The 11863-nt window shown below is 69.2% G+C and carries 10 protein-coding genes; all 10 read left to right on the forward strand.

The window, feature by feature from the left end:
• Positions 1-1705, forward strand: a 1705-nt coding sequence (locus tag Q8O26_RS10515) for an ATP-binding protein (protein WP_305575468.1), incomplete at its 5' end; no start/stop codon positions are given.
• Positions 1706-1798: 93 nt separating this feature from the next.
• Complete coding sequence (trpS, locus tag Q8O26_RS10520) at positions 1799-2836, forward strand: tryptophan--tRNA ligase (RefSeq protein ID WP_305575469.1); 1038 nt, start codon at positions 1799-1801, stop codon at positions 2834-2836.
• A 120-nt stretch (positions 2837-2956) separates the two neighbouring features.
• Complete coding sequence (locus Q8O26_RS10525) at positions 2957-3994, forward strand: amino acid ABC transporter substrate-binding protein (protein ID WP_305575470.1); 1038 nt, start codon at positions 2957-2959, stop codon at positions 3992-3994.
• Positions 3995-4077: 83 nt separating this feature from the next.
• Complete coding sequence (locus Q8O26_RS10530; protein ID WP_305575471.1) at positions 4078-5232, forward strand: amino acid ABC transporter permease; 1155 nt, start codon at positions 4078-4080, stop codon at positions 5230-5232.
• A complete protein-coding gene (locus Q8O26_RS10535) occupies positions 5229-6308 on the forward strand; it encodes an amino acid ABC transporter permease (RefSeq protein WP_305575472.1) in 1080 nt (359 codons plus the stop codon). The genes Q8O26_RS10530 and Q8O26_RS10535 overlap by 4 nt, the downstream gene beginning before the upstream one ends.
• A gap of 82 nt (positions 6309-6390) precedes the next feature.
• Positions 6391-7611, forward strand: coding sequence for a CaiB/BaiF CoA-transferase family protein (locus Q8O26_RS10540; protein WP_305575473.1), 1221 nt, complete (start codon positions 6391-6393; stop codon positions 7609-7611).
• 121 nt (positions 7612-7732) lie between these two features.
• Positions 7733-8212 carry a nucleoside deaminase gene (locus Q8O26_RS10545; protein WP_305575474.1) on the forward strand — a complete coding sequence of 160 codons (480 nt, stop codon included), beginning with the start codon at positions 7733-7735 and terminating at the stop codon, positions 8210-8212.
• Entirely contained in the window at positions 8212-9717 is a 1506-nt protein-coding gene (locus tag Q8O26_RS10550) for an ABC transporter ATP-binding protein (RefSeq protein WP_305575475.1), read from the forward strand. Before Q8O26_RS10545 ends, Q8O26_RS10550 begins: the two co-directional genes overlap by 1 nt.
• 124 nt (positions 9718-9841) lie before the next feature.
• Positions 9842-10918: an ABC transporter permease gene (locus Q8O26_RS10555; protein ID WP_305575476.1), complete on the forward strand. Its 1077-nt coding sequence runs from the start codon at positions 9842-9844 to the stop codon at positions 10916-10918.
• The gene (locus tag Q8O26_RS10560; RefSeq protein ID WP_305575477.1) at positions 10918-11835 is read left to right on the forward strand and encodes an ABC transporter permease; all 918 of its coding nucleotides are present in this window, start codon (positions 10918-10920) and stop codon (positions 11833-11835) included. Before Q8O26_RS10555 ends, Q8O26_RS10560 begins: the two co-directional genes overlap by 1 nt.
• Positions 11836-11863 lie beyond the last annotated feature (28 nt).

Consider the following 11863-nt stretch of genomic DNA (forward strand, 5'->3'; position numbering starts at 1 on the left):
CCAGGGCGGCCCGCGCCCGCCCGATCCCCTGCCGCCGCCCGCCGAGCAGGCGGCGCCCGCCGCGCCGCTGGTGGCTCCGGTCGCCACGGATCCGCTCGATAGTGGGGACGGCCTGCCGGAGACGCGATCCCCCGACACGGCGGGAGACGCGCCGGCCCGCGCCTTCGTCGATTCGGGCACGCCCTTCGGGCCGCTGCCGAGCGCCTTCGGCGCCGATCCGGCGATGGCCGGGCCCGACCAGGGCGCCGATCTCGCCGCGCTTCTCGACAAGGTGCCGACCGGCCTCATCATCCACCGCGGCAATGCGGTGCTCTTCGCCAACCGCACCCTGCTGGACTGGATCGGCTTCCCCGATTCGACGGCGCTGGAGGAGGCGGGCGGCGTTTCGCGCCTTTTCGCCGGCGGGCCGGACGACGGCAGCGAGGCGGTGACGCTGACCACGATGGCGGGCACCGCGCTCCCCGTCGAGGCGCATCTGTCGCGCGTCACCTGGGCCGGGCAGTCGGCGTTCCTCTTCACGCTGACGCGTATGCCAGCGGGAGACGTCGCCGGCGACCATGAATCGACGACGCTGAGCGAGTTGCGCGGCCGCCTCGAAGAGGTCGAGCAGATCCTCGACACGGCCACCGACGGCATCGTCATCGTCACCGCCGACGGGGCGATCGAGAGCATGAACCGCTCGGCGGAGGCGCTGTTCGGTTATGAATCGGCCGAGGTGAAGGGGACGTCGGTGACGACGCTCTTCGCCCCCGAGAGTCACCGGTCGGCGCTCGACTATTGCGACGGGCTCCTGTCCAACGGCGTTGCGAGCGTGCTCAACGACGGCCGGCAGATCATCGGGCGGGTCAAGCAGGGCGGCCTCATTCCGCTCTACATGACGATGGGCCGGACCGGGCCGGCGGCCAGGCCGAAGCTCGCCGCCGTGTTCCGCGACATGACGCACTGGAAGAAGGCGGAGGAGGACCTCATCGCCGCCAAGCGCCAGGCGGAGCAGGCCTCGTCACAGAAGTCGGACTTCCTCGCCAAGATCAGCCACGAGATCCGGACACCGCTGAACGCCATCATCGGCTTCTCCGAGGTGATGATGGAGGAGCGTTTCGGGGCGGTCGGCAACGAGCGCTACCGCGACTATCTGAAGGACATCCACGCGTCGGGCGGACATGTCCTCTCGCTCATCAACGATCTCCTGGACCTTTCCAAGATCGAAGCCGGCAAGCTGGAACTCTCCTTCACCAGCGTCGACCTCAACGACATGGTGCAGTCGACGGTGGCGATCATGCAGCCGCAGGCCAACCGCGAGCGCGTCATCATCCGCTCCTCGCTGCAGCCGCGCCTGCCGAACGTGGTGGCCGATTCCCGCTCGCTGCGGCAGATCGTGCTGAACCTCCTGTCGAACTCGGTGAAGTTCACACCTGCGGGCGGGCAGATCATCGTCTCCACCGGCCTGTCGGATGCGGGCGAGGCGGTGCTGCGCGTGCGCGACACCGGCGTCGGCATGACCGAGAACGAACTCAAGGCCGCTATGGAGCCTTTCCGCCAGGTCGCGACCTCCAATCCCAGGGCGGCCAAGGGCACCGGCCTCGGCCTGCCGCTGACCAAGGCGCTGGTCGAGGCGAACCGGGCGAGCTTCGGCATCTCCTCGACGCCGAACCAGGGCACGCTGGTGGAGGTGGTCTTCCCGCCGACCCGCGTGCTGGCGGAGTGAACCTGGCAACCGCTTGAATCACCTCGCGGCCCATGCGAGGAAGCCGGCCTTCGGGGCGGCAGATGGCCGCCCCTGCTTTGGGATTCCACCACCATGGCGACCTTCAAGCCGCTCGTCTTCTCGGGCATGCAGCCTACCGGCGACCTGCATCTCGGCAATTATCTCGGCGCCCTGGTCAACTGGGTGGCGATGCAGGAGACGCATGACTGCATCTATTGCGTCGTCGACATGCACGCGATCACCGTCTGGCAGGATCCGAAGGCGCTGCAGAAGGCGATCCGCGAGGTCACCGCCGCCTATATCGCCGCCGGCATCGACCCGAAGCGCTCGATCCTGTTCAACCAGAGTCAGGTCCACGAGCATGCCGAGCTCGCCTGGGTGTTCAACTGTATCGCGCGCATCGGCTGGATGAGCCGGATGACGCAGTTCAAGGACAAGGCCGGCAAGGACAAGGAAAACGCCTCGCTCGGCCTCTTCGCCTATCCGAGCCTGATGGCCGCCGACATCCTCGCCTATCGGGCGACCCACGTGCCGGTGGGCGAGGACCAGAAGCAGCACCTGGAACTGACACGCGACATCGCCATCAAGTTCAACAACGACTATGCCGAGCGGATCGCCGAACTCGGCCTCGGCGATGCCTTCTTCCCCGTCACCGAGCCGGTGATCATGGGGCCGGCGACGCGCGTCATGAGCCTGCGCGACGGCACCAAGAAGATGTCGAAGTCGGACCCCTCGGACTATTCCCGCATCGCCCTGACCGACGATGCCGACACCATCGCCCAGAAGATCCGCAAGGCGCGGACCGATCCGGAAGCCCTGCCCTCCGAGGAAGCGGGCCTGAAGGGCCGTGCCGAGGCCGACAATCTCGTCGGCATCTTCGCCGCCCTCTCCGGACGGACCAAGGCCGATGTCCTCGCCGAATTCGGCGGCGGGCAGTTCTCGGGCTTCAAGACGGCACTGGCTGACCTGTCGGTCGCCAAGCTCTCGCCCATCACCTCGGAGATGAAGCGCCTCGTCGCCGACCCTGCCGAGATCGACCGCATCCTGGCGACGGGCGCAAGCCGCGCCCGGGCCATCGCCCGCCCGGTGATGGATTCGGTGAAGGACATCGTCGGCTTCGTGCGGGGCTGATGGAAAACCTCTGGCGCGACAGCGCATTGGACGGTTGACTCTTTCCGCCCGCCTTCCGAGTGTGGCGCAGGATTTTCTCCGGCCGGACCATCCCGCCGGAGCCTACCGGGAGCCAGTTCCATGACCCTTCTCGCCCGCGGCGCGCTCGGCGCCGCCATCCTCGCGCTCGGCGCCGGGGCCGCCACCGCCCAGCAGCTCGCGCCCTCGCCGACGCTGGATGCGATCCGCGCCCGCGGCCATCTGGAATGCGGCGTCCACCTCGGCCTGCCCGGCTTCTCCTTCGCCAACGACAGGGGCGAGTGGACCGGCCTCGACGTCGACTTCTGCCGCGCCGTGGCCGCCGCCGTACTCGGCGACGCCAACAAGGTCCGCTACACCCCGACCTCGGTGCAGCAGCGCTGGCCGGTCCTGCAGTCGGGCCAGGTCGACCTGCTGTCGCGCAACACCACCATCACCTTCTCGCGCAACGCCTCGCTCGGCGTGAACTTCCAGGGCATCAACTTCTACGAGGGCCAGACCTTCATCGTGCGCACCGCCTCGGGCGCCAAGAAGCCGACGGACCTCGAGAACGCCTCGATCTGCGTCGCCGCCGGCTCGACCGAGGAGCGCATGGCCGCGGATTATTTCCGCGAGCGCAACCTCAAGGTGTCGATCATCAACTTCCAGAAGAACGACGACGCCATCGCCGCCTACGATGCCGGCCGCTGCGACAGCTACACCGCCGGCATCGGGGCGCTGGCCGGCCAGCGCATCAAGCTGAAGACCCCGGGCGACCATTTCATCATGACCGAGACCATCTCGAACGACCCGCAGGGTCCGGTCACCCGCTGGGGCGACGAGCGCTGGCAGGCGGTGGTGCGCTGGGTGCTCAACGGCATGATCGCCGCCGAAAACCTCGGCGTCACGAGCAAGAATGTCGACGACATGCGTGCCAATTCGCGTAATGCCGAGATCCGCCGCCTGCTCGGCGCCGACGGCAATTTCGGCGCCATGCTGGGCCTGCCGAATGAATGGATGTTCAACGCCATCAAGCAGGTCGGCAACTATGCCGAGAGCTTCGAGCGTACCGTCGGCAAAGGCTCGCCGCTCGGTCTCGAGCGCGGCCAGAACAACCTGTGGACCCGCGGCGGCATCCTGTTCACCTCGCCGTTCCAGTGAACGGCACAGCCTGAGCCGTCCTTCGATCGGCCTCCCGCCACCCGGCGGGAGGCCTTCTTCCGTCCAAGACCCCGGCCGGTGACGTGACCCGCTATTTCTACGACAAGCGCATGCGCGAGATCTTCTGGCAGGCCGCCCTCCTGGTCGGCCTCGCCGGCACGATCATCCTGATCGTGCGCAACGCCTCGCAGAACATGGTCAATGCCGGCATGGCCTCCGGCTTCGACTTCCTGTGGCGCACGTCGGGCATCGACGTGTCCTTCGTGCTGACCAACTACACGCCCGATGCCAACATCCTCGCGCTTCTGTGGGTCGGCGTCGCCAACACCCTGGTCATCACCTTCGTGGCGGCGATCGCCGCCACGCTGCTCGGCTTCGTCATCGGCATCGCGCGGCTGTCCCCCAACAAGCTGCTGGCGGGCCTCGCCGGCGCCTATATCGAGTTCGTCCGCAACATCCCGCTGCTTTTCTTCGTGCTGTTCTGGTATTTCGGGGTGATTGCCGCGCTGCCGGGCCCGCGCCAGTCCATCGGCTTCTTCGCGGTCGCCTTCCTCAACAACCGGGGCCTGACCATTCCGGTGCCGACCGACGGCACCGCCTTCCGCATCGCCGCCCTCGTCGTGCTGGCGGGTTTCATCGCGCAGGCCGCCATCGCCGTCTGGGCGAAGCGGCGGCGCGACGCGACAGGGCTGATCTTCCCCGTTTGGGCGAGCGGCCTCGCCCTGTTCCTCGCCCTGCCGGCGCTCGCTTTCGGCATCGCTGCGGCGCTGAGCAGCTGGGACGTGCCGGCGCTGCGCGGTTTCAACTATCGCGGCGGCTTCGTTCTGGTGCCGGAATTCGTGGCGCTGTTCGCGGCGCTGGCCACGTACACAGCCGGCTTCATCGCCGAGATCGTGCGCGGCGGCATCCAGTCCGTCGTCAAGGGGCAGTGGGAGGCGGCCTATGCGCTGGGGCTGAGACCCAACCGGGCGCTCAGCCTCATCGTCGTTCCCCAAGCGATGCGGGTGATGATCCCGCCGCTGACCAGCCAGTATCTCAACGTCCTGAAGAACTCGTCCTTCGGCGCCGCCATCGCCTTTCCCGAACTGGTCAGCGTCTTCGTCGGCTCGGCCCTGACCAATACCGGCCAGGCCATCGAGATCATCGCCATCACGCTCGCCATCTATCTCGCCCTGGGCCTGGCGGTGTCCGGCTTCATGAACTGGTACAATGCCCGCACCAGGCTGGTGACGCGATGACGGCCGCCAGCACCCTCGGCACCAGGCCGGTCCGCGCCTCGCTCCTCCGCCGGATGAAGGCGGACTATTTCGCGACGCCGCTGAACGCCGTCGTGTCGCTCCTCTGCATCGCGGCCATCGCCGCCATCGCGGTGCCCATCCTGCGCTGGGCGCTGATCGACGCCCATTTTGCCGGCACGACCCGCGCCGAATGCACCGGCAGCGGCGCCTGCTGGGTCTTCGTCAAGGCCAGGTTCGGGCAGTTCATGTACGGCTTCTATCCGCCCGCCGAACGCTGGCGGGTCAATCTCGCAGCGATCCTGATGATCGCCACCACGGTCCTGTCCTTCTGGCCCGGCCTGCCGCGCCGGGCGCTGGCGGTGCCGCTGGTCTGGGCCGGCTTCCTCGTCGCCGCCGCCTGGCTGCTTGCCGGCGGCGCAGGCCTGACGCGGGTCGAGACGCGCCAGTGGGGCGGGCTGATGCTCACCGTCTTCCTGTCGGTCTATGCGGGTGCGCTTGCCGTACCGCTCGGCATCCTGCTCGCCCTCGGGCGGCAGTCGGAGCTACCGGTGATCCGGCTGGTCTCGACCATCTTCATCGAGTTCTGGCGCGGCGTGCCGATCATCACCGTGATCTTTCTCGCCTCGCTCCTCCTGCCGCTCGTCATGCCGGCAGGCTGGGACATCGACCGCCTGGTGCGGGCCCTCGTCGGCCTCGCCTTCGTCATCGCCGCCTATATGGCAGAAGCGGTGCGCGGCGGGCTGCAGGCCATCCCCAAGGGCCAGGCGGAGGCGGCCAGCGCCCAGGGTCTCGGCTACTGGCAGACCACCGGCCTCGTCGTGCTGCCACAGGCCCTGCGCATCTCCATGCCGGCCATGACGAACGAGTTCATCGCCCTGGTGAAGAACACCTCCCTCGTCTCCATCGTCTCGATCTTCGACCTTCTCGGCATCGCTCAGGCCTCGCTCGCCGACCCCGCCTGGGTCGGCATGAACATGGAGGCCTATGCCTTCGCCGGCACGGTCTACTGGTTCATCTGCTTCGGCCTGTCGCGCTGGTCGCGGCGTCTGGAGACGGCGCGCGGGACGACGCATTGACGGCACGGGTGCCCTGTCGTTCCCGTGTTGCCCGCGGGGCTCGCCACAGCTAGGTCTCGGCATCGCCGCGAGAGACCCGACCATGACCGCATCGACCGAGACGCCCGCGACCGGCCCGCTGTCCGACATCAGGGTGGTCGAGCTCGGCTCCTTCATCGCCGGGCCCTACTGCGGCCAGCTCCTCGCCGACATGGGCGCCGATCTCGTCAAGTTCGAGGATCCCGGCAAGGGCGACCCGATGCGGCAATGGGGCTTCGCCAAGAAGGACGGGGCCTCGGTCTGGTGGCCGGTCATCGGCCGCAACAAGAAGAGCGTCACCATCGACCTGCGCAAGACCGGGGGGCAGGACATCCTGCGACGGCTCCTGACCGACGCCGACGTTCTGCTGGAGAACTTCCGGCCGGGGACGCTGGAGAAATGGGGCCTGACGGTGGAGGCCCTGCACGCGCTCAATCCGAAGCTGATCATCGCCCGCGTCTCGGGCTACGGCCAGTACGGCCCCTATGCCGAGAAGGCGGGATTTGCCGCCGTCGCCGAGGCGATGGGCGGCATGCGCACCATCAACGGCTATCCGGACCGGCTGCCGACCCGCACCGGCCTGTCGATCGGCGACACGCTCGCCGGCATCTACACCGCCTTCGGCGTGCTCGCAGCGCTGCACCAGCGCGCCCGCGACGGCAAGGGACAGGTGATCGACGTCGGCCTGACGGATGCCATCCTCGCGTCGATCGAAGGGGTCGTGGCGGAGTATTCGGTCACCGGCCACGTGCGCGGGCGCACCGGGCTGACCTCGCCGGGCTTTGCGCCCTCCAACATCTACCCGACGCTGGACGGCCACCACATCGTCATCGGCGCCAATGCCGACACGATCTGCCGGCGGCTCTTCGCCGTCATGGGCATGGACTTCCTCATGGAGGACCCGCGCTTCGCCACCCATTCCGCGCGCGGTCAGCCGGGCAACCAGGCCGAGATCGACCGGATCATCGGCGACTGGACGCGCACCAAACCGCGCGACACATTGCTGCAGTTGCTCGACGGCGCCTCGGTGCCGGCCGGCGGCGTCAACGACGCCGCGGAGGTGGCGGCGGATCCGCATTTCCGCGCCCGCGACATGATCGTCGAGGTCGACGCGCCCGGTCTCGGCCGCATGCTGATGCAGGGCATCGTGCCGAAACTGACCCGCACGCCCGGCGCCATCCGCTGGACCGGGGCAAAGTTGGGCGAGCATACGGACGCCGTGCTGACGGCTGCGGGCTATTCGAAGGACGAGATCGCGGCGATGCGGAAGGGCGGGGTGCTCTAGGAAACCGGTCCACCGGCAGCGTCCGAGATGCGGCGTTCGAAGCTCACCTTTCAGGCGCGCACGTCTCACCCCGCTACCGATCCGAATTGACTTCCCGCCACGCCCCGCGTGAGATCGGCCGATGAGCCCCGATCTCGACGCCCTGTTCATGGACCGCACTGTCGCCCTGTCGCGCGAGCATATGCAGGCCGGCCATGGCGGGCCCTTCGGCGCCGTGGTGGTGATGGACGGCCAGGTGGTGGCCGAGGGCTGGAACGAGGTCACATCCACCAACGATCCCACCGCCCATGCCGAGGTCGTCGCCATCCGCCGCGCCTGTACGGCGCGCGGCCGCTTCGACCTCAGGGGCGCGACCCTCTATTCGAGTTGCGAGCCCTGCCCGATGTGCCTGACCGCGGCGCTCTGGGCGCGGGTCGATCGCATCGTCTACGGCAATACGCGCGAGGATGCCGCAGCCATCGGCTTCGACGACGCCCCCTTCTATGCGGAGGTGACACGCGCACCGGCGATCGCCATGGCGCGGATGGAGCACCGCCCCTCCGCCGCGGCGCGCGGCGTCTTCAGCGAATGGGCCGCCAAGCCCGACAAGGTCGCCTATTGATGGCGGCGCTGCTGGAGGCATCGGGGATCGTCAGGCGCTTCGGCGCGCTTCTCGCCAACGACCATGTCGACCTCGTGGTGGCCCCTGCCGAGATTCACGCCCTGCTGGGCGAGAACGGCGCTGGCAAGTCGACGCTGGTGAAGATCCTCTACGGCCTCCTGCAACCCTCAGAAGGCACCCTCACCTGGGAAGGCCGGCCTGTGACCATCGCCAGCCCGGCGGCGGCGCGGCGGCTCGGCGTCGGCATGGTCTTCCAGCATTTCTCGCTGTTCGAGGCGTTGACCGTGGCGGAGAACGTCGCCCTGTCGCTGCCGGCTTCGACCCCCATCGCGACGATCGAGACGGAGGTTGCGCGGCTCTCCCGCGCCTATGGCCTGCCGCTGGAGCCCCGGCGCGAGGTCTGGCGCCTGTCGGTGGGCGAGCGCCAGCGCATCGAGATCGTCCGGGCCCTGCTGCAGAACCCGAAGCTCCTGATCCTCGACGAGCCGACCTCGGTCCTGACGCCGCAGGAAGCCGATCAGCTCTTCGTCACGCTGGAGGCCCTGAAGGCCGAGGGCCGCAGCATCCTCTACATCTCGCACAAGCTCGACGAGGTTCGCCGGCTCTGCGACCGCGCCACCGTGCTGCGCCTCGGCAAGGTGGTGGCGACCGCCGATCCACGCGCCGAGACGGCGGCGAGCCTCGCCCGCCTGATGGTGGGCACCGAGGTGAAGGAGGCGCGCGCTACGGCCCATGCGACCGGCGCCGACCGGCTGGTGGTGAAAGGCCTGTCGCTGCCGGCGTCCGACACCCACGGCACGGCGCTGAAGGACGTTACGCTTTCGGTGCGCGCCGGCGAGATCGTCGGGATCGCCGGGATCGCCGGCAACGGCCAGGACGAGTTCTTCGCCGCCCTGTCGGGCGAGGTGACCGGCGACCCCGGTACCATCAGTCTCGACGGCCGGCCGACCGGGGCGCTCGGCATCAATGCCCGCCGCCGGCTGGGCGCCGCATATGTGCCGGAGGAGCGGCTCGGCCACGCCGCCGCGCCTGGCTTCACGCTTGCCGACAATGCGCTCCTTTCCGGCCATGCCACCAATGGATTCGTCCGGCGCGGCCTGATCGACCGCGGGGCGGTGACCGCCTGGTTCCAACGGGTGGTCAGCGCCTTCGACGTCAGGATGAGCGGGCCGAACCCCGAGGCGCGGGCGCTGTCCGGCGGCAACCTGCAGAAATTCGTCGTCGGCCGCGAAATCCTGCGCGAGCCCGCGCTGCTCGTCGTCGCGCAGCCCACCTGGGGTGTCGATGCGGCGGCGGCGGCCACCATCCGCCAGGCACTGCTGGACCTCGCGGCCCGCGGCGCGGCGGTCCTCGTCATCAGCCAGGACCTCGACGAACTCTTCGCCATCGCCGACCGGCTGGCGGTGATCTCGGAGGGCCGCCTGTCCGAACCGCGTCCGACGCCGTCCCTCGACCGCGAGGCCGTGGGCCTGATGATGGGCGGGATTCACGGGGTGGCGGCATGACCGGGCCAACCTGCCAGACCCTCTTCGCGGCGACATGCCCCACCCGCACCCTCCCCGCTTCGCGGGGAGGGGAGGGTGCGGGTGGGGCCCTCGAAACCGCGTCCGCCTCGAGAAGGCTGCTCGCATGCGCGTGATCCTCGAACGCCGCGACGACCGTCCCGCCTGGCTCTCGCTCGCCTCGCCGCTGGCCGCCGTGACCCTCACCATGATCGCCGGGGCGATGCTCTTCGCCCTGCTCGGCAAGGACCCGCTCGCCGCCCTGAAGGTCTTCTTCATCGACCCGCTGGGTGACGGCTGGGCGCTGCAGGAACTCGCCGTGAAGGCGACGCCGCTGATCCTCATCGCCGTCGGCTTGACCCTCTGCTACCGCTCCAACACCTGGAACATCGGCGCCGAGGGCCAGCTGGTCATGGGCGCGGTCTTCGGTTCCTGGCTGGCGCTCGCCACCCACGGAACGGCGAACGGGCCCTGGGTCCTGCCGGCCATGCTCGTCCTCGGGGTTCTCGGCGGCATGGCCTGGGGGCTGATCCCGGCTCTCCTGAAGGCGCGGCTGGGTGTCAACGAGATCCTGACCAGCCTCATGCTCGTCTATGTCGCCGAGCTCCTGCTCGACTATCTGGTGCGCGGCCGCTGGCGCGATCCGCAGGGGTTCAATTTCCCGCAATCGGTGAGCTTCGAGCCGGAAGCGACCATGCCCATCCTGTTCGGTGCCGGGCGCCTGCATATCGGCTTCGCCATCGCCGTCGCCGTGGCGCTCGTCGCCGCGCTGTTGATGGCGCGCAGCCTCAAGGGCTTCGAGATCCGCCTCGCCGGCGAGGCACCGCGCGCCGCCCGTTTCGCCGGCTTCGGCACGGCCCGGACGACGCTGCTCGTCTTCGCCGTCTCGGGGGGGCTTGCCGGCCTTGCCGGCATCATCGAGGTGGCCGGGCCGCTCGGCCAGCTCCAGCCGTCGATCTCGCCCGGCTACGGATTCACCGCCATCATCGTCGCCTTTCTCGGCCGGCTGAACCCGATCGGCGCGCTGATCGCCGGCCTGTTCCTGGCGCTCACCTTCATCGGCGGCGAGAACGCCCAGATCGCCATGCGCATTCCCCTCGACGTGACGCGCGTCTTCCAGGGTCTCCTGCTCTTCTTCGTGCTCGGCTGCGACACGTTCCTCCTCTACCGGCTGCGCCGGGTTCCCAACTTGAGGACCGCCTGATGGGCATGACCGAGGCGATCCTGCTGACCATCATCACCGCGGCGACGCCGCTGCTGATCGCGGCACTCGGCGAACTGGTCGTCGAACGATCCGGCGTCCTCAATCTCGGCGTCGAGGGCATGATGATCGTCGGGGCGGCCAGCGGTTTCGCCGCGGCGATCCTGACCGGCTCGACCGTCATCGGCATCCTCGCGGGGATCGGCGCCGGCATGATCCTCGCCGCGATCTTCGCCGCCCTGGCGCTCGGCCTCGCGGCCAACCAGGTGGCGACGGGCCTGGCGCTGACCATCCTCGGCCTCGGCGTCTCCGGGCTGATCGGGAGCGAGTTCGTCGGCGCCCGGCGCGACGCCCTGGCCAAGATCGACCTGCCCTGGCTGTCCGACCTGCCCGTGGTGGGCAAGATTCTCTTCGGGCAGGACCCGCTCGTCTATGTCTCGGTGCTCCTCGCTGTCGGCGTCTGGTGGTTCCTGTGGAAGACCCGGGCCGGCCTCGTGCTCCGGGCGGTGGGCGAGAGCCACGGCGCGGCCCATGCGCTTGGCTATTCGGTGCTGAAGATCCGCTTCCTCGCGGTGTTGTTCGGCGGCGGCTGCGCCGGCCTCGCGGGTGCCTATCTCTCGCTCGCCTACACGCCCTTCTGGTCACCGGGCATGACGGCGGGGCGCGGCTGGATCGCGCTGGCGATCGTCGTCTTCGCCAGCTGGCTGCCGCTGCGCGCCGTCATCGGCGCCTATCTCTTCGGCGGTGTCACGGTGCTGCAGCTCCATGCCCAGGCGCGCGGCTGGGGCATTCCCAGCCAGGCCATGTCGGCGCTGCCCTATCTGGCGACGATCCTGGTGCTCGTCCTCATCAGCGTGCGGCGGCGCGGCGACGCGCAGGCGCCGGCGGCCCTCGGCACGCCCTTCGTCCCCGATCGCTGACGGCGGCGCCGTACCGGTCCCGCCGGCG

This window comes from Phreatobacter sp., assembly GCF_030691135.1.
Taxonomy (GTDB): domain Bacteria; phylum Pseudomonadota; class Alphaproteobacteria; order Rhizobiales; family Phreatobacteraceae; genus Phreatobacter.